The following is an 18,861-nucleotide window of genomic DNA, read 5'->3' as shown; positions in this document are numbered from 1 at the left end:
TTACAAAGCTTTGAACGCTTCGATAAACACTTCCGAACGGTGCGCATAGCCTTTGAACATATCAAAGCTCGCACAAGCAGGGCTGAGCAACACAATATCGCCCGCTTCGGCTTGGGCGTATGCCGTCTGAACTGCTTCTTCCAAAGTGGCGCAGTCGGTCATATTCAAGCCGCAGCCGTCCAAATCGCGGCGGATTTGCGGAGCATCGACGCCGATCAGGAACACGCCTTTTGCCTTGCCGACAAGCGCGTCGCGCAGGAGCGTGAAGTCCTGCCCTTTGCCCATGCCGCCCAAAATCGCGAAGAGAGGATTTTGCAAACCGGCAATCGCGGCGGCGGTCGCGCCGACATTCGTGCCTTTGCTGTCGTCGATAAACACCACGCCGTTTTTCTCGCCGATTTTTTCCACTCGGTGCGGCAGGCCTTGGAAGGTTTTGACGTGTTCGAGCAACTCGTTTCGTGGCAAGCCAATGGCTTCACACAAAGCAACGGCAGCCATGACGTTAGCGGCGTTGTGCAAGCCTTGCAGAGGGATATCTTGCGTGACAATCAAATCTTCATTGCCTTGTTTCAGTTGGCCTGTCTCGCGTTCCAACCAAAAATCGGCTTCGTGTTCCAACGAAAACCATTTCACCTCGCGCCCTGCCCGTTTCATCGCACGACAGAACACGTCGTCCGCATTCAAAACCTGCACGCCATCGCCACGGAAAATCTTATCCTTGGTATGCGCATAATCAAGCAAGTCATCGTAGCGGTCGAGATGGTCTTCGGAAATGTTCAATACCGTCGCCGCAGTCGGGCGCAGGCTTTCGGTGTTTTCCAGTTGGAAGCTGGAAAGCTCCAACACCCACACGTCAGCCTTTTTGCCTTCGCGCTGCAATTCCGCCTCCAAAACCGGCGTACCGATATTGCCCGCGATAACGGTATCTAGCCCGCACTTGATGCAGAGATAGCCGACCAAGCTCGTTACCGTGGTTTTGCCGTTGCTGCCGGTAATTGCAATCACTTTGTCGCCGCGGCGGTTCACAATATCCGCCAGCAATTCAATGTCGCCCAACACGCGTCCGCCGTTTCGCTTAAAGGCCTCGATATCCGGCTGCCGCTCGCTGATGCCGGGACTGAGCGCCAGAATATCGAAACCATTGTCCAACGCATCTTTCAGACGGCCTGTGTAAAACACCAGTCCGTCAAACATCTTACCGATTTGCGACACGCGCTCAGCTTTCAGCTCCGCATCATAAGCGGCAACCTCCGCGCCGTTTTTGCGCAGATAGGCAATCATAGAAATACCCGTGCCGCCGAGTCCGGCGACAAGGATTTTTTTGTTTTCAAACATCATTTTGGTTTTGTCCTAAGTTTTTTCAGACGACCTTTAGAAAAATTCAATATCCTGCCTGATTCAATTCTCGATAAGCATAACAACCTGGTTGGAATCCATTATCACAAGCCTTACCAAACCACTCTTTGGCAATCTTATAGTTCTGGCGAACACCTTCTCCTTTGGTATACATCACACCCAAATTATATTGAGCTTCTGCAACCCCTTGTTCCGCAGCCTTACGATACCAATGCACCGCCTGTGCATAGTCTTGACGAGCTCCTTGCCCATCGGCATACATATTACCCAAATTAAATTGAGCTTCTGCATACCCTTGTTCTGCAGCTTTGCGATACCACTGCACTGCCTCTGCATAATCTTGACGAACTCCTTGTCCTTCGTAATACATCTTACCCAAACTAAATTGGGCTTTAGCATTTCCTTGCTCCGCAACTTGAAGCGTTTCCTTAAAATCCGGCACATTATCAGCCCAAACAACCTGTGCTAAGCCTAAAGACAGCAGGGCTACCATCATTTTTTTTAATAATTTATTCATTCTAAAATCCATTTCTTTCAAATTATTGTTTCTGTTTTATCCTAGTTTTTCAGACGACGTTTTATTTCTTTCTCGGTTTTGCCTGACGATAGCCGTTACCGACATTTTTACCTGTATTGATACAAATGCGCCCTTCACATATGTAGGCATCCGACTCAGCAAATGCTTTGACAGTTTCAATGGCATGTTCATAACTCTCCAATTCCGCACGCCTATCAGCCAAATCAACAACCGTATATCGCACCACCACAAACAATATAATGACAGCAATAGCTAATACTACGCCTATGCCGATATACCAGCTTTTGATAATTTTATTGAGCTTTCCCACTTCACGATTTAATTCATCAACTGCCTTCTTATACCCTTCACTTGCTAAGCCCAACGACTGCTCAGTTTCTTGTCGGATAGTCTTCCCTGCATTGTCAACTATATTACCAACCTGTCGTCTGAACCGGTCAGACTCCTCCGACAAAGCACGCTGTTGCTCATTAATTCGGCCATCAATTTTCTTCCCCTGTTCGATAACGTCCGCCCGCAACATTACCAACACCTTTATAGCCTCATCAAATTTCTTATCGTCCATTTAAACCTTCCCTGATATACGGATTTAAAGCGTTCTGACCATTGCCCGGCTTGAATGTACCAACTCCTGTTGCCGCTCCAATTCCTGCTGTTCTTTATATTCAGCCAACAGATTTTCTCCCTGCCTCAGCATACGCTGACCTTCTTCCGACTGCGCCAGACTTTTACCTAACATATCCAACTGACTGCTGTCCGCAGACAAAACTGCAGCGTATAAATCACTGCCGTTCAAATTGTTCCAGTCAGGCAAATTATAGTTGAAAGAGGACTTATCTTGAATTTGTTTGACAGGCTCTCCATTTATATCAGTGACCGTCTCACTTTCCACTGGCAAACCACGTTCATCTTGACGCAAATAATCAGTATTTACCGTCTTGATAGTTTCGTTTTTTTCGTCGTAAGTTTTGACTGTTTTACCTATAAGGTTGCCATCTTGATCGTAATGATTGGTTTGAGAATTGATGGGATTAGGTACAGAAACAAACATTGAATCACCGATATAATCAGGTCTTATTGGCTCATTATGAAATTTACTGACTATTTCGTTGGACATCGTTACAGCCAAATATTCAGGAGCGTTATAAAATTTATGTTTCACGTCATCTGATGCAAAAGGCTTGTTATAACTGTCCATTTCAACATCAGATTTTGCCAAATTAGGATCAGTTGCATGAACCAACTCATGAAACAAAACATTAGCAGCAGATTGGACTCCTAATGAAACTTTTTTCCCATTAATTTCAGAAAAAATCTCTGCCGATTGATTAGGGTTCCAAAAGATAATCCCATCAGTATTATTGGGTCTTAGTGGATAAAAAGTGTTATCTCCCTCTTTAAAGATTACGATATGAATACCCATATCAGAAGCATTTTGAATCAACGAATTAGCTTTTTCATTTTGCTGCAAATATTGCAAAGCCAAGTCTAATTTTTTGACATCATCCGAATCTGCAGGCATTAAAGCATTCACTTTTGTTTTATCAAACTCTTTCGTCTCATTATTGTAAGCGTTATTTTCTATTAAAACTCTCCCAAAAGTTTCCTTATTTTGCACACTGGCAACAAAACCTTTTTTATTAAAATCCACACCGCTTGTCATAAACAGCTCCAACTTAAATTAATCATTTCAGGATATTTTGATTTGGGTCTATCGTATTAAATAACTCTTTTAATCCTTTTGAATCCAATAAAATCAAAAATCTCTCGTCATTTTTAATAATTTTACTGAATAAAAAAGCTTCTCCCTCTGCTGCCTCTCGAGTAAGTATTTGGATAGAATGGGTGTTATACTTAATTTCAATCAATATCAAATATACTGAATCAAATTTATCATAGGGATTTAATGTACTTTTAATTCTATTAAAACCAGAGAAAAAATGAGAAAAGTCTTTTGGTTCTAAACGGTAATGGACAGATTTTGTACCAAATAAGTCTTTATAACCTAAACCATCCCCTACTCTTTGTTTAATTTGCTCAGCAGTAGAAATGGGCGAAAATGATTCAACAAATCCATAGAGAGCATATACATCGATAGATTTAACACCCTCACTAGGAATTTGTATCACCTCATCTAATTTTTTTGTATTCTTAGCAAAATAAGTATTCATATTCATATTATGCAACTCCTGTTTTTTCAAAATGTTCACATCTTTTACCAAAGTTTCTGTTTGGCAAGCTGATAATGTTATACAAAAACTAATTCCAAGTAGAAATCTCAACATAACTATCCTTTCTTATATCTTTTCCTCAATTTTAAAAATATACGTAACTGGAACTTTAGAAATTTCCTCTCTATTCAATTTACCATAGCTCGGATTCTTGAATCTGAAATTTCAATATTCCCGCAACAAGAGAAAAAGGAACAGCTGAATATCAGATATTTTGATGAATACAAGTATTCAGCCCACATCACAATCACTTTTCAGACGACCTCAACCTTCAAAATAACTATCCACACCATATTGCTTTAAAACGTTTTTCAATTCGGGAATGCGGATTACGGGATCAACCGCCATCGGCGGCATAGGCGGTTCGACACCGTCTTCGTTTTGATTACGGCACCAATCTGCCATGGCAAAAACTTGGATTAACACCGGCTCAGCAAGTGCTTTGTCGATGTCCAGCTCGCTCATGGCTTGGGCAAAGCAGGCGATCCATTCGTTGCGGACTTGTACGTTGACGGCAAAAGGCATATGGCGGGCGCGCAGTTGGGGATGGCCGTATTTTTCGACAAAAAGTTGCGGGCCGCCGAGCCAGCCGCTGAAAAATTCGTAGAGCTTTTCGCGTATCAGGGTCATGTCTTCGCCGTGCATTTGGCGCAAGGCTTGGTATTGCGGCTCAAGTTCCATCAAATCGTAGAAACGGTCGGTCAGGGTGCGGATGCCGGTTGCGCCGCCAAAAGATTGGTACATGTTTGGGGACTTCCTGTGTGGATTATTACGGGATTTATTTTGAGACGTAGAATTCAGGCAAGCATGCTTACCATTACATAATGGCCGTCTGAAAGTTTCAGACGGCCTTTGGAGATTTAGCGGATTTTGAGGGTACTTAAACCGATCAGCACCAAGACGATGGTGATAATCCAGAAACGGACAACAACTTGGGTTTCTTTCCAGCCTTTTTGTTCGTAATGGTGATGAATCGGCGCCATCAGGAAGATGCGTTTTTTGGTGCGTTTGTACCAACCGACCTGCAACATAACGGAAATGGCTTCAACAACAAACAGGCCGCCCATGATGACGAGGACAAATTCTTGGCGGATGATGACGGCAACGGTACCAAGTGCCGCACCGAGCGCGAGCGCACCGACGTCGCCCATAAAGACTTGTGCCGGATAAGCGTTAAACCACAAAAAGCCAAGACATGCGCCACACATGGCGGTACAGAAAATCACCACTTCGTTTGCGCCGGCAACGTAAGGTAATTGCAGGTATTGGGCAAATTGGGAGTGTCCGCTGGCATAAGCAAAGATGGCAAGGCCAGCGGCAACAAGTACAACAGGGAATGCGGCCAGACCGTCCAAACCGTCGGTCAGGTTAACGGCATTGGATGTGCCGACGATGGTCAGGTAGGACAATACCAAGAAGCCGACCACGCCAAGCGGCAAGGCAACTTGTTTGAAGAAGGGAACAATCAGGATATTGTTGGCGGAATTTGTCGCAAGGTAGAACAATGCCAAACCGGCAATGATGGCAACGCTGGACTGCCACACCATTTTAAATTTGGCAGACACGCCGTTAGGGTCTTTATAAACCACTTTGCGCCAGTCGTCGTAAAAACCGAGTGCGCCGGTAGCAAGCAGGACGCCTAAGAGAATCCAAATATAAGGATTTACCCAGTTGCCCCACAAGATTGTGGACACGGTAATGGCGGTCAAAATCAGCGAGCCGCCCATGGTTGGCGTACCGTTTTTGATCAGGTGGGTTTGAGGGCCATCGGTACGGACGGCTTGGCCGACTTTAAGCGCAGTCAGTTTGCGGATGGTCCACGGACCAAGCAATAGGGAAAACGCCAAAGCAGTCAAAGCCGCCATAACGGCGCGGAATGTGGTGTATTGAAAAATATTCAGACCGGTTAACCAGTTACTGAAATGTGCGAGCCATAAAAACATGGGGCTTCCTTTTTTGTTTTTGTTGTTACAGCGGGCTTATCGCCCAATTAAAAATAAAACGGTATGCCGTCTGAAATTGCAGACGACCTTATTGAGTAAGATTATTTCTCTACCACGCAAATTGGATAGTTTCCAGGGTTCTTTCCGCCGCCCAAATCCAAGCAGGTATCTTCATAGATAAATGCCTGTACTTTCATTCCGGCATAAAACGCGGCAATCAGCAAACCAGTCAATAGTAAAATCTTTTTCATATTTCAGACGGCCTTTTACGCAGTTGTTGTTGCCAACGCCTCGACCACTTCTTCCATCTTCATAAAGCGCGAACCTTTGACCAGCACAGTAGCGCGTTCAGGCAAGTCGTGGCTCAACACTTGAATCAGCGGATCTTTGTCAGCAAACCACAAACCTTCCGCGCCAAACGTTTCCGCTGCTTCAACGCTGTTGTCGCCGACAAAATATGCGGCCTCGATGCCTTTATCCCGTGCATACGCACCAACTTCGGCGTGCATGGCAGCGGCTTCATCCTCACCCAATTCGCCCATATCGCCCATCACAAAAATACGCGGCGCAGGCATAGCGGCAAGCACATCAATGGCGGCCTTCATGCTGTCGGGGTTGGCATTATAAGTATCGTCAATCAAAGTCGCGCCTTTAATGCCTTGCTTGATATTCAGACGGCCTTTGATATTACTGAAATTTTTCAGGCCGTCTGAAACTTCGGCAAGGCTCAAACCTGCCGCCAAAGCCAGAGCCGCCGCTGCTACGGCATTATGCACATTGTGACGGCCGGGGATTGGCAATACCACGGCAACACGTTCATTACCACGCACCAAATCAAATTCGCAGGACAACGGTTTCAACTCAATATTTTCCGCATGGATATCGCCACTGGCAACGCCGAAAGTCTGAGCGTTCAATTGTGCAGTAGCAGCTTCAAATGTAGCGATGTTGGCATCTTCGCACGGAATCAGCGCGATGCTGTCTGAAAGCAAACCTTCATAGATTTCACTTTTGGCTTTGGCAATATCGCCAACACCATCAAAACCGCAACCGACATGCGCGCGCAAAGCATTATTGACCAGAGCAACATTCGGACCGGCGATTCGGGTCAGTAAAGACAATTCGCCAAAATGGTTCATACCCATTTCAATGACGGCATAGCGGTGTTTTTCGTTCAGTTTCAACAAAGTCAGCGGCAGGCCGATATGGTTGTTGAAATTACCGGCAGTCGCCAACACGGCTTCATCACCGAATCGATGACGCAATACACCGGCCAACATCTCTTTAACCGTCGTTTTGCCGGAAGAGCCGGTAATGCCAAAGACAAACGGATTCACATTTTCACGCCACGCCTTCGCCAGTTTTTGCAAAGCCACAAGCGTATCGTCAACCTTCAATGCGCCTTCCAGAGCCGCGCAATCTTCGCGCGAAACCACAACTGCCGTTGCCCCCGCTGCCAACACATCTTCAACAAAATCATGCGCGTCAAAGCGCTCTCCGGCAAGCGCGAAAAATACATCGCCATCCTGAATATCGCGGCTGTCTGTAACGATACGCGAAACAGGTTGATTTTCAGACGGCATCGGAAGGTTGAGGGTCTGACAAATAAAATTAAGGTCTAGTGGTTTCATGATTGTGTTTCTTGTCCTTGTTCTAACGGCTCCACATTTTTATCCGTATTTTGGGAAACCATTTTTAAATGACGATAATTACGTCCTGCCAGCACAATAAAAAGAATAGCGGCAAAATTTACACCGACAGTAAGCTTATGTACCGTAAGGCTAAATAATAATTGCAGTACACTTTCTATATAATACGTAAAAGAAAATGCCTCTCCTACAAAGACTATTTGCAACAAGCATGGCGTGTACACATATATCATTCTATTAAAACCTATTTCACGGAATTTAAACGCATTCCATGCTGCAGACAACGCCAACACACCCAAAATGAAAAGTAAAATCCCAAAAAACACAGCCCATGCTATGTTGTTAATCAGTCCTTGCACACTCTGAATTGATGCCAGAATCAACCAAACCACGCCCTGCACAAAAGTCAGCCATGCCATAAATTTGCCGCTTTTGGGCAATTTTTTATATTCAGGAAATGTATTGGAAAACCAACTTTTCATACTACAAATCACTTTCTCTTATCAACTGCCGATTTTCCCGTACTGCTGGTAATCGGAAAAACACAATACAATGGTTTTACCGTTTTGTCGGTAGGGGTGGCAAAGGCTGTAATTACCGTCTTTTGCCTCATAACGTATTTCATTTGTTTGTCCGGCAAATATTCTTTGCAAGTATTCACGCTCGCTCAGATTTGGGGCATAAAGATATTGCGTTTTGCTGATTATTTCTTTATTGCCATTCCGAGTAACGACAAAACCATTATCATCGCCTACTCCCTGAGCATTGGGTGTCTGCTCATCAATCCCGCTTAAATAGGAATCGGCTGAGAAAGCCAGATAAACCTGTTTATTACCTATCGTATCCGGCACAATCACCGTAGCGGCTTTAAAGGCAGAATCTTCCTTCGACATCAGCTCAAGAATTAACGCCGCTTTTTTGATGTACGCCAAGTCAAAACGATAATCTGCCAACGCATTGATTTGCGATGGATTATCCTTGACGATACGCTCTAGAGATTGAGTCAAAATCTGACGTTTTTTCTGAACAGTCAGATAATTTCCGCCAAATAACAGGGCTGCTAAAACGGGAAACACTGCCAACAACAAATATAAGGTTTTCCGGCCACCTTTGCTTTCTTCCTCTTGTCCTCGCTCGGCAATACGGGTCAAATTCAGCATGATGTTCAGTATCAAGGCACCCGCCATCACGGCAAAAATTCCCAAAATACTCATCAGGAAAATTTCCGTAATGTATTCGCGGAATACCTTAAGCCCGAAAACATTGGATAAAATCAGAACAAATACCCAATACACCAGCAGCACGACTGCCACCATACCGACGATATTCGTTGCCTTAACCAATTTCTTTGCGTTCATATTCTCAAATCTTGTTCAGACGGCCTATCTGTTCTGATTAATCAGCGGATACGGATTCACCGCGCCGTTCGGCAGATACACGCCGTAATGCAGGTGGGCCGGTGTGGTTCTGGCGTTGCCGGTTTTGCCGACATAGCCGATGACCTGCCCTTCTTTTACTCGTTCATACAGACGGATACGGGCAAATTTATTGAGGTGGGCATAGTAATGCCAAGCACCCGGCCCTTGGACACCGATAACTTTACCGCCCAATCGGTTGCGCCCGATTTTGGTTACGATGCCGGGCGTAGTACTGCGTATCGGCGTGTTTTTCTTAGCAAAAATATCCACACCTTCATGCCTGCGCCCCTGACTACGCGCCGCGCCCCAAGTATCGTCAAACCGTTTGCCTTTAACGGGATTGGGCAGGCTTTGCTCGGCCGGAGGCTGTTGCGCTCTCAACTGCTCGATTTCGGCAGTAGGACGCGGAAGTTGTTTGGTTGTACAGCCTGCAAATAAAACTACGGCTGCACTGATTAATAAGGTTTTTGTCGGCATTTTCAGCATCAAATCGGTCTCCTTGTTGTTCAGACGGCCTTGTTAAAAAGTCCTCCGAAACAAACAACTGTGATGGGTTTAATGGCTGACGTGCCGTAATGCGTGTGTCGTTTTGCTTTTATTGTATATGTTTAAATCTTTTTCAGACGGCCTTAAGGTTTCGGGCCGTCTGAACATTTGCGATATGGTCTATCCGCGCGCTGCCAATGCTTTTTCTGCGATTTCAAAATCGGAGAAATGGTGCTTCACGCCTTGTACATCCTGATAGTTTTCATGCCCTTTACCGGCAATCAGAATGATGTCGTTTGCGGCAGCCTGCTCAACCGCATAACGGATGGCAACGGCACGATCAACTTCGACGCGTTCAGGATGAGGCACGGCAGGCAAAATATCGTTGATGATGTCTTGAGGATTTTCCAAGCGTGGGTTGTCGCTGGTTACGACAACTTTATCGGCACCCTGCACGGCTGCCGCACCCATCAATGGGCGTTTGCCACGGTCACGGTTACCTCCGCAGCCAAATACGCACCACAAAGCCGCGCCCTGCAGTTTGATTTCCTGCAAAGTGGAGAGTGCTTTTTCCAGTGCATCGGGCGTGTGGGCATAATCGACAACAACCAAAGGTTTGCCGCTGTTCATAATGCAATCCATGCGGCCTGAAGCGGGACGGATTTTTGCCAGTACTTCCAAAACGTTATTGAGTGGATAACCGTTGGCACACAGCAAGGCAACGCAGGCGGCGAGGTTTTGCGCGTTGAATCGTCCGAGCAGACGGGTACGGCATTTTCCTTCGCCCCACGGGGTTTGGAATACGGCTTCCATGCCGTTTGAAGAAGCGGTGAAATCGGTAATGCGGATATCGGCTTGCTCGCTGAAACCATAGCCGTAAACGGCTAAATCGGGACAGTCTTTTTTCAGACGGCCTGCGAGTTCTGCACCGTATGCGTCATCGACATTGATGATGGCGTGTTGCAGACCATGCCAGTAGAACAGGCGCGATTTGATGGCACCATAGGCTTCCATGGTGCCGTGATAGTCGAGGTGGTCACGGGTGAGATTGGTAAAGATTGCACTGCAAAACGGCACGCCGTTGACGCGCGATTGGTCAAGGCCATGGCTGGAAACTTCCATCGCGGCGGCTGTTGCGCCTTGCTGGCGGAAGCGGTAGAGCAGGGTTTGAACATCAACGGGAGCTGGCGTGGTATGCGTGGTCTCTTCCAATGCGCCCCAAAAACCGTTGCCTACTGTGCCGATAATGGTGGTTTTTTCGCCCAACAGATCGGCAGCTTGCGCCAGCCATTGTGTGATAGAGGTTTTGCCGTTGGTACCGGTTACGCCCCAAACTTTAAGGCCGTCTGAAACATTGCCGTAAACCTGTGCCGCCAACATACCGGCGCGATGTTTCAGATCTTTAATGCCTTGATTAGGAACGTTCCATTCGGGATTCCATGTAAATTTGCCGTCATCATCCCAAAAAACAAAGGTCGCACCGTTGGCGATGGCGGCAGGAGTATAGTTGCGGCCGTCTGTATATTCGCCCTGACAGGCAACGAAAATGTCACCCTGTTTAATTTGTCGGCTGTCTGAATGCAACAAACGCCCTGCTGCGTTTTCACACAGCAGAGGCGGAAAGTTGGTTTCAGCCAAGGGGGTTAACTTGCTGAACATAAACAATATCTCTTTGATTGTTTGGATTATGACGGTACTTTGACAGTAGCGGTATTACTTAAAGGCTTGGTCGGGGAAACGCCCAAGATGTTCAAGCTTCCGCTCATGACTTCTTTGAATACGGGACCGGCAACCACGCCGCCGTAATAGCCGTTGGCAGTCGGTTCGTCGATGGTAACGGCCACAATCACGCGTGGATTTTTAGCCGGAGCAAAACCGATGAACGTACCGACGTGTTTGTTGTCCACATAGCGACCATTGACCAGTTTACGCGCCGTACCGGTTTTCGCACCTACGTCGAAACCATCCACCGCACCGGCAGTACCGGTACCGCCGGCTTCAGTAACGGAAACCATCAACTCGCGCACTTTTTTCGCAGTAGAGGCTTTGATGACGCGCTTGCCTTTAGGAGCAACCGCTTGTTTTTCAAAGCTGACTGGCAACAATTCACCATCATGAGTCAAGACAGTATAGGCTCGCGCCAATTGCAGCAGGCTTAATTGCAGGCCATAACCGAAAGACATGGTTGCCTGTTCGATTTTTTGCCATCTGCGCCAGCTTCTCAACAAACCTGCAGTCTCGCCAGGAAAGCCTGAATGCATACGCACGCCCACACCTAAGTCGTGATAGAAATCGTACATTTCTTTAGGCGTAAACATGGCAGAAAGTTTACTGGTACCGACGTTGGAAGATTTTTGCATAATGCCGCGCACATCCAAAGTAGGATAAACGTGGGTATCTTGTACGGTAGCAGGACCGATTTTGTAAGGCAGGGTGTTGAACGTATCGGTTGCATCCACTTTGCCTGAATCCAATGCTTTGGCAATGGTAAACGGCTTCATGGCAGAACCGGGTTCAATCATATCGGTTACGGCGCGGTTACGGCGCTGTTCGCTATTGGCTTGACCCGGCTGATTCGGATCGTAAGCCGGGCTGTTGACCAACGCCAAAATCTCGCCAGTTTGTGCATCTAATACCACAACTGTACCCGCTCTGGCTTTGTGATAAGCCACAGCCTTGTTCAACTCGTCATAAGCCAGCGTTTGAATACGCTGATCCAAAGACAAAATCATGTCTTGGCCGTTTTTAGGCACGCTGTTGCGCGGAGAGTCGAGGCTGTCAACGATATTACCTTTGTTGTCGCGCAATACGACTTTCGCACCATCTTCACCACGCAGGCTGTCTTCACGGGAAAGCTCCAAGCCTTCCTGACCTTTGCCATCGATATTGGTAAAACCGATAACGTGCGCAAACAGATTGCCCATCGGGTAATGGCGTTTCAATTCTTTTTGGAATGCGATGCCTTTAATGCCCAATGCCTTGATTTCTTCTGCTTTCTCGTAGCTGAGTTGACGTTTCAGGTAGATAAAGCCTTTGTCTTTTTTAGACAATTTATTTTTCAAAACTTCAACAGGCACATCGGCAATGGCCGACAATTTTTCCAACTGCTCGTCAGTCGGCATTTCCTCCATACCGGAAGGCATGGCATACAATGATTCAGTAGGCGCACTCAAAGCCAATGTGGCACCATTGCGGTCGGTAATCATACCGCGTGATGCCGGCAGCGGAAGCGTACGCACAAAACGTTGGTCGCCCTGATTTTTCAAAAATTCATGCTGACTGGTTTGCAGATAAACCCCGCGTACCAACAGACCGGTAAATGCCAGCGCAACAGCGCCCAGCACCAAACCGATTCGCCCGTTACTTGTCAGCGGCTTTTTCGTTTTTGTTGTTCCAGACAGCATTTGAGGTTTATATTCGTTCTTAATTAACATGTTGGACTTCTCATGACTTAGCTGCTCAGTGAGCTATTAATTCCCGTAAACACCTTGAAAACAAGGCTATATTCTTATTTTTTGCGTTCCAGCATAGCCGTATTATGCGCACCAGGCGGAAGCAGATGTTGCTTTTCGGCCGCCACTTTAATCAGTTTGTGGTTGGCCAATCTTGCCTGCTCCAATTTCAAGCGCGCGTAATCCTGTTCCAACTGAATTTCCCGTTTTTGTGCCTTATCCAACTCGATAAAGTGCAAGCGCGACTGGTTTTGCTTAAACACTACGGCAAAGGCCGAAACCGTCACCAAAACCAGTAATAAAATATTCAACTTACCCATTTCAAACTTTCAGACGGCCTGTCAACAGAAACATCCCTTGCGACAATGCCGAAACGCTTCCCTAGTCAACAACCGAAAATTCGTCGCTGCTGCGCTCCGCCACACGCAAAACTGCACTGCGTGCACGCGGATTAGCTTCAGTCTCTGTCGAACCCGGTTTGATTGCTTTGCCCACAGCCTTCAAAGGCGGCTGAGGCAAATCCGCCTCTTTGACCACTGCCCAACGGGGTAATGGCGCATGTTGCGAATATTTTTTAATAAACTGCTTCACAATTCTGTCTTCCAGCGAATGGAACGCAATGACAGCCAAGCGTCCACCCTCTTTCAGACGGCCTGCAACCTGCGGCAAAACTGCCTCTACCTCTTCGAGCTCGCGGTTAATAAAGATGCGAATTGCTTGGAAGGTGCGCGTTGCAGGGTCTTGTCCGCGCTCACGAGTACGGACGTTTTGCGCCACAAGCTGCGCCAGCTTGCGGGTTGTATCGATGGGACTCTCCTCGCGTTGCGCAACAATGGCGCGCGCAATCTGGCGACTAAACCGCTCTTCACCATAATTCTTAATGACCTCGTGTAAATCCTGTTCGGATGCGGTTGCAATCCATTCTGCCGCAGACATCCCGCGAGTCGGATTCATCCGCATATCCAACGGCGCATCAAAGCGGAAACTGAATCCGCGGCTGCCATCGTCAATTTGCGGCGACGAAATCCCCAAATCAAAAAGCGCACCGTCAATCTTATCGATGCCTAATTCATCCAAGGCCGTCTGAAATGTTTCAAAACCATTGTGTACGACACTGACACGTTTATCTTGGGCCGCCAGCTCATTAGCTACCGCAATCGCCTCCGGGTCTTTATCAAAAACAACCAAACGACCCTGCTCACCCAAACGTGACAAAATCAGCCGGGAATGCCCTCCCCTACCGAACGTACCGTCCACATAAATCCCGTCTTCACGGATTGCTAACGCATCCACCGCCTCATGCAACAAGACAGTAACATGCTGATAATTTTCAACTTTACTCACAATTGCAAATCCGTTTGACTTAATTGGAAAGCCAATTCATCAGGATCGATATCCAAAGCCTGATTCATTTCCTCTTCCCAATGTTCGCGACCCCACAACTCCATACGGTTTGCACGGCCAACCAAAGTAACTTCTTTTTCAAAATCCACACGTTTGCGCAGATTGGCCGGAATCAAAACACGTCCGGCACTGTCCCACTCCAAAATCTCCGCATTGTGCAGCAGCAGATTTTGATACCGTTGCAAAGCTTCATTGCCGGCAACTTTCAACTTCAAAATCTGCTCGGCTTTTTCTTCCCAAACGGGCTCGGGGTACATCAATAATTTTTTTCGGGAATCCAGTGTGACCACAATTGCAGGCGTATAACGGCGCAGCAAAATATCGCGGAATTTGGCAGGAATCGCCAACCGCCCTTTACTGTCCATACTCAATTCATGAGCACCACCAAACACATCACACCCCAAATTCGATTAAAATAAAACTAGAGTGGGATTAAAAATCCCACCTTCCTAAAATATTTCGTTTTCACTTCTACGGAACACTTTTTGGGAAAAGTAACCACTTTCACCCACTATGCCCCACTAACCGACACTATAAGAAATTTTGGCAATCAGGTCAAATCAACCCTTTATCTGAAATGAAACACTAAACACTTAAAATTCAATAGCTTATATATATAAAAATGCATGACAAATTAATATGCCAGCCATTTTATATAGCATAAAACACCATATCTAGTATTGTTTATATTTTTAAAATACTACATATAGTATTTTTACACCCGATTATCACCCCTCTCACAAGGGGCTATAATATACAAACAAATTCAAATTTTTTACATTATCTAACAGTCATGAAGCCACAACTCCCCCTCCCTTCCACTGATGCACAAGCCTCTTCAGCACACCTGACGAAGCTCATAAAAAACGAAATTGAACAACATCAAAACTGGATACCCTTTTCCCGTTTTATGGAGCTTGCCCTTTACACACCTCAATACGGCTATTACAGTGGAGGCAGCCATAAAATCGGCACAGACGGCGACTTCATTACTGCCCCAACCCTCTCCCCCCTATTCGGACAAACCCTTGCCAAACAACTTGCCGAATTACTGCCGCAAACAGCAGGCAATATCTATGAATTTGGTGCAGGTACAGGCCATCTTGCCGCTACTTTGTTACAAAATCTTTCAGACGACCTGAGTCATTACTACATTATTGAGCTATCAGCAGAGCTTGCAGAGAGACAACGTCAACATATTCTTGAGCACACATCTCCCGAAGCAGCCGCCAAAATCATCCACCTCACCGCATTACCCGAACACTTTGACGGCATCATCATCGGCAACGAAGTATTGGATGCCATGCCGGTTGAACGCTTAATTTATCAAGATGGAGGATTTCAACAAATCGGCGTCAGCCTAGAGAATGACGAGCTAATCGAAGCCATCAGACCATTGACCCAATCCGAACTGATACAAACAGCCGCCTTATATTTTCCTCCCCTCCCTTCATACACAAGCGAGCTGCATCCGGCACAATATGCCTTTATCCAAACCCTGGCCGCTAAATTACAGCGCGGCGGCATGATATTTATCGATTACGGCTTCGACGCCGCCCAGTATTACCATCCGCAACGCAAAGAAGGCACATTTATCGGCCACTATCGCCACCACACCATCCACGACCCATTTTTCAATATCGGCCTAACCGATTTGACTGCGCACGTCAATTTCACCGATATTGCACGCGCCGGCACGGAAGCAGGTTTGGACTTAATCGGCTACCTGCCCCAATCCTATTTCCTGCTCAATCTCGGCATCACTGATCTACTTTCACAAATCGGCAGCCCGGATTCGGTTGAATATATCCAAGCCGCCGCCGCAGTACAGAAACTGATACATCAGCACGAAATGGGCGAACTTTTTAAAGTGATCGCTTTTGGCAAAGACATTGATATCGATTGGACAGGCTTCAGCCACGGCGATATTTGCCATAAGTTATAGCCTGACAACCTACTTTTTATTTTTTAAAAACAATAAGAAATAAAAAAAAGCAAAATTAGCGCTTGCCAAATATTCAAAAAAAACTATAATAGCGACTTCACGAAACGGCGAATTAGCTCAGTCGGTTAGAGCAGAGGAATCATAATCCTTGTGTCCGGGGTTCGAGTCCCTGATTCGCCACCAAATTTCGGGGGTATAGCTCAGTTGGTAGAGCGCTTGCATGGCATGCAAGAGGTCAGCGGTTCGATCCCGCTTACCTCCACCACTAAACAAAAAAGCTCTTGTTAAACACAAGAGCTTTTTTGTTTGGCTTAATCTTAATTAATAACTGATTGCTCATTAATTTTGCCATCTCAATACCCAATCAATAAAGGCCGTCTGAAACATTTCAGACGGCCTCTTGTCTTTTAATTACTTCACAAGCTTCAATACTTTTTTCGGTTTTTCTTCCGCAGATTCAGCTTTTTTATCTTCGACCACTGCAGCTTCGATAGAAGCAGGCTGATATGGTTCTACCTCAAACCCCATACCCTCTCCACTTTCGCGGCCAAATATACTGACAATATGACCGACCGGAATCCAAATCTCGTGCGCTACGCCGGAAAAGCGTGCAGAAAAATTGACCCACTCGTTGTCGATATTCAAGTTATGGCTGGCAGTAGGGCCAATATTTAAAACAATTTCATTGTCACGCACATACTGCATCGGCACACGGGTATGTTCATTTACCCAAACAACGATGTGCGGTGTTTGGTTATTGTCCAAACACCATTCATACAAAGCACGCAACAAATACGGTTTGGTTGAAGTTGCCATATATCCATCCTTTAGCGGCGCATGGCTTTTTCAGCCGGCGTCAATGCCTCAATAAAGGCTTCGCGTTGGAAAATACGCTCGGCGTACTTCAGCAAAGGCGCAGCAGATTTACCCAGTTTGATGTCGTAATAGTCCAAACGCCACAGCAGCGGAGACAAGGCAACATCAATCATAGAAAAGTCATCGCCCAAGATGTATTTGTTTTTAGTAAAAGATGGTGCCAACAATGTCAAACCATTGCCAATGGCTTCACGCGCTTTAGCTTGTTCTTTATTGGTAGATTCAGGGTTTTCCAACACTTGTACCAAGCTGAACAATTCTTTTTCCATACGGTACAGCACCAAACGGCCGCGACCGCGCATAACAGGATCACCCGGCATCAACTGAGGATGAGGGAAACGCTCATCAATGTATTCGTTGATGATGTTTGATTCGTGCAAAATCAAATCACGCTCAACTAGAACCGGTACTTGGTTATACGGATTCATCAAAGCCAAGTCTTCAGGTTTATTGAACACGTCCACATCTTTGATTTCAAAATCCATGCCTTTTTCGTACAGCACAAAACGGCAGCGTTGGCTGAATGGACAAGTAATACCCGAATACAAAGTCATCATAATCTTCTACTCCTGATCAATCTTTTCAGACGGCCTTAAGCCTTATAAAAATTCAGAAAGAATTATACATAATTTCAAATACTTAATCCAGAAATTTAAAATAACACACTGTTTACATTAAGCAATTTTTAGATTTGCATTAATCCGACATAAATTGATTAAGCAAACAAAAAAGGCAAACCTGAAACAGGTTTGCCTTTTTGATTCAAAAGAATTAATGAACGTCTTTCCAGAATTCTTTTTTCAGGAAGTACGCCAACGGCAACATTACGGCAAACAGGAATGTCAAAACCATGTAACCGATACGGTGGCGTTGCAATTGAGCAGGCTCACCCATGTATACCAGGTAGTTTACCAAATCGCGCACATACGCATCGTACTCTTTTTGGATCACTTTACCGTTAGGCAGGCGACGGCTGTGCAGACCGGTAGATTCCCAATACAGCTTAGGAGTCAGGTTGCCATGCTCGTCTTTAATCATAACAGGCTGACCTTTAGCATCCAACTCAACGGCTTGAATACCTTGTTGCTCCCACAATGGGTGAGGCATACTCGCGCCGGCCAAAACAGTATTGTTCCAACCGTTCGGACGAGTTGGGTCTTTATAGAAACCGCGCATATAGGCGTACAGGTAGTCTGCACCTTTAGAACGAGCAATCAGGGTCAAATCCGGCGGAGGCGCACCCAACCATTTGGAGGCATCTTTCGGATCCATTGCCGCTACCATTACGTCACCAACGTTGTCTGTTGTGAACATCAGGTTTTTCTTGATTTCATCTTCAGTCAAACCAATATCTTTCAGACGGTTGAAGCGCATACCGCTTGCAGAGTGGCAAGACAAACAGTAGTTTGTAAAGATTTGCGCACCGTGCTGCAGACTGACTTGATCACGCAGGTCGATATCGACTTTTTCGTAGTTTGCATGGCCGCCGCTGGCGACGGCTGCACTCATAGGCACTGCCAGCAATAAGGCAGCAAACCAGTTTTTCAGAGTTTGTTTCATTTT

General features: G+C 46.1%; 21 protein-coding genes and 2 tRNA genes. 3 read left to right on the top strand and 20 right to left on the bottom strand.

Annotation, left to right across the window (positions count from 1 at the left end; genetic code table 11):
- The 17 genes from murD to mraZ form a co-directional block, all read right to left on the bottom strand.
- A complete protein-coding gene (gene murD / locus O3681_RS07430; RefSeq protein ID WP_371459636.1) occupies window positions 1–1,338 on the bottom strand; it encodes a UDP-N-acetylmuramoyl-L-alanine--D-glutamate ligase in 1,338 nt (445 codons plus the stop codon).
- A gap of 43 nt (window positions 1,339–1,381) precedes the next feature.
- On the bottom strand, window positions 1,382–1,873 hold the full coding sequence (locus tag O3681_RS07425) for a tetratricopeptide repeat protein (protein ID WP_371459635.1): 492 nt from the start codon (window positions 1,871–1,873) through the stop codon (window positions 1,382–1,384).
- A 61-nt stretch (window positions 1,874–1,934) separates the two neighbouring features.
- Window positions 1,935–2,459 (bottom strand): hypothetical protein, encoded by a 525-nt coding sequence (locus O3681_RS07420; RefSeq protein WP_314513402.1) that lies wholly within the window; start codon window positions 2,457–2,459, stop codon window positions 1,935–1,937.
- A 24-nt stretch (window positions 2,460–2,483) separates the two neighbouring features.
- Window positions 2,484–3,557: a hypothetical protein gene (locus tag O3681_RS07415; protein WP_371459634.1), complete on the bottom strand. Its 1,074-nt coding sequence runs from the start codon at window positions 3,555–3,557 to the stop codon at window positions 2,484–2,486.
- A gap of 22 nt (window positions 3,558–3,579) precedes the next feature.
- Window positions 3,580–4,071, bottom strand: a complete 492-nt coding sequence (locus O3681_RS07410; protein ID WP_371459633.1) for a hypothetical protein — start codon at window positions 4,069–4,071, stop codon at window positions 3,580–3,582.
- A 318-nt stretch (window positions 4,072–4,389) separates the two neighbouring features.
- Complete coding sequence (locus O3681_RS07405) at window positions 4,390–4,869, bottom strand: group II truncated hemoglobin (protein ID WP_070633156.1); 480 nt, start codon at window positions 4,867–4,869, stop codon at window positions 4,390–4,392.
- A 116-nt stretch (window positions 4,870–4,985) separates the two neighbouring features.
- Window positions 4,986–6,068, bottom strand: a complete 1,083-nt coding sequence (gene mraY, locus O3681_RS07400) for a phospho-N-acetylmuramoyl-pentapeptide-transferase (RefSeq protein WP_371459632.1) — start codon at window positions 6,066–6,068, stop codon at window positions 4,986–4,988.
- A 101-nt stretch (window positions 6,069–6,169) separates the two neighbouring features.
- Entirely contained in the window at window positions 6,170–6,319 is a 150-nt protein-coding gene (locus O3681_RS07395) for a hypothetical protein (protein WP_049335337.1), read from the bottom strand.
- A gap of 15 nt (window positions 6,320–6,334) precedes the next feature.
- Window positions 6,335–7,699, bottom strand: a complete 1,365-nt coding sequence (gene murF / locus O3681_RS07390) for a UDP-N-acetylmuramoyl-tripeptide--D-alanyl-D-alanine ligase (RefSeq protein ID WP_371459631.1) — start codon at window positions 7,697–7,699, stop codon at window positions 6,335–6,337.
- The gene (locus tag O3681_RS07385) at window positions 7,696–8,199 is read right to left on the bottom strand and encodes a hypothetical protein (protein ID WP_107723756.1); all 504 of its coding nucleotides are present in this window, start codon (window positions 8,197–8,199) and stop codon (window positions 7,696–7,698) included. Before O3681_RS07385 ends, murF begins: the two co-directional genes overlap by 4 nt.
- Before the next feature lie 21 nt (window positions 8,200–8,220).
- Window positions 8,221–9,075 (bottom strand): peptidase, encoded by an 855-nt coding sequence (locus O3681_RS07380; RefSeq protein WP_107723757.1) that lies wholly within the window; start codon window positions 9,073–9,075, stop codon window positions 8,221–8,223.
- 24 nt (window positions 9,076–9,099) lie between these two features.
- Window positions 9,100–9,621: a M23 family metallopeptidase gene (locus tag O3681_RS07375; RefSeq protein WP_308882145.1), complete on the bottom strand. Its 522-nt coding sequence runs from the start codon at window positions 9,619–9,621 to the stop codon at window positions 9,100–9,102.
- Window positions 9,622–9,801: 180 nt separating this feature from the next.
- Window positions 9,802–11,280, bottom strand: a complete 1,479-nt coding sequence (locus O3681_RS07370; RefSeq protein WP_371459630.1) for a UDP-N-acetylmuramoyl-L-alanyl-D-glutamate--2,6-diaminopimelate ligase — start codon at window positions 11,278–11,280, stop codon at window positions 9,802–9,804.
- A 26-nt stretch (window positions 11,281–11,306) separates the two neighbouring features.
- Window positions 11,307–13,055: a penicillin-binding protein 2 gene (locus O3681_RS07365; RefSeq protein ID WP_150536900.1), complete on the bottom strand. Its 1,749-nt coding sequence runs from the start codon at window positions 13,053–13,055 to the stop codon at window positions 11,307–11,309.
- Between the two features lie 74 nt (window positions 13,056–13,129).
- Entirely contained in the window at window positions 13,130–13,393 is a 264-nt protein-coding gene (ftsL, locus tag O3681_RS07360; protein ID WP_003681879.1) for a cell division protein FtsL, read from the bottom strand.
- Window positions 13,394–13,454: 61 nt separating this feature from the next.
- Window positions 13,455–14,417, bottom strand: a complete 963-nt coding sequence (gene rsmH / locus O3681_RS07355) for a 16S rRNA (cytosine(1402)-N(4))-methyltransferase RsmH (protein WP_371459629.1) — start codon at window positions 14,415–14,417, stop codon at window positions 13,455–13,457.
- A complete protein-coding gene (mraZ, locus tag O3681_RS07350) occupies window positions 14,414–14,869 on the bottom strand; it encodes a division/cell wall cluster transcriptional repressor MraZ (protein ID WP_039861849.1) in 456 nt (151 codons plus the stop codon). The genes rsmH and mraZ overlap by 4 nt, the downstream gene beginning before the upstream one ends.
- 401 nt (window positions 14,870–15,270) lie before the next feature.
- Here mraZ and O3681_RS07345 point away from each other — a divergent pair, with 401 nt between their 5' ends.
- The 3 genes from O3681_RS07345 to O3681_RS07335 all read left to right on the top strand — a co-directional run bounded on the left by O3681_RS07345 (window position 15,271) and on the right by O3681_RS07335 (window position 16,687).
- Window positions 15,271–16,422: a class I SAM-dependent methyltransferase gene (locus O3681_RS07345; protein ID WP_371459628.1), complete on the top strand. Its 1,152-nt coding sequence runs from the start codon at window positions 15,271–15,273 to the stop codon at window positions 16,420–16,422.
- A gap of 106 nt (window positions 16,423–16,528) precedes the next feature.
- A tRNA-Met gene (locus O3681_RS07340) sits at window positions 16,529–16,605 on the top strand.
- Between the two features lie 6 nt (window positions 16,606–16,611).
- Window positions 16,612–16,687, top strand: a tRNA-Ala gene (locus O3681_RS07335).
- 146 nt (window positions 16,688–16,833) lie between these two features.
- On the opposite strand, the gene O3681_RS07330 is transcribed toward O3681_RS07335, so the two are convergent.
- The 3 genes from O3681_RS07330 to O3681_RS07320 all read right to left on the bottom strand — a co-directional run bounded on the left by O3681_RS07330 (window position 16,834) and on the right by O3681_RS07320 (window position 18,858).
- Window positions 16,834–17,238 carry a ClpXP protease specificity-enhancing factor gene (locus O3681_RS07330; protein ID WP_107723763.1) on the bottom strand — a complete coding sequence of 135 codons (405 nt, stop codon included), beginning with the start codon at window positions 17,236–17,238 and terminating at the stop codon, window positions 16,834–16,836.
- Between the two features lie 11 nt (window positions 17,239–17,249).
- Window positions 17,250–17,855 carry a glutathione S-transferase N-terminal domain-containing protein gene (locus O3681_RS07325; protein WP_039861850.1) on the bottom strand — a complete coding sequence of 202 codons (606 nt, stop codon included), beginning with the start codon at window positions 17,853–17,855 and terminating at the stop codon, window positions 17,250–17,252.
- A 214-nt stretch (window positions 17,856–18,069) separates the two neighbouring features.
- Window positions 18,070–18,858 carry a cytochrome c1 gene (locus O3681_RS07320; protein WP_198341499.1) on the bottom strand — a complete coding sequence of 263 codons (789 nt, stop codon included), beginning with the start codon at window positions 18,856–18,858 and terminating at the stop codon, window positions 18,070–18,072.
- Window positions 18,859–18,861: the final 3 nt, after the last annotated feature.

It is taken from the genome of Neisseria sp. 27098_8_158, assembly GCF_041433145.1.
Classification (GTDB): domain Bacteria; phylum Pseudomonadota; class Gammaproteobacteria; order Burkholderiales; family Neisseriaceae; genus Neisseria; species Neisseria subflava_E.
The sequence above is the reverse complement of the archived record's forward strand: the minus strand, read 5'-3'. Positions and strand labels throughout refer to the sequence as shown.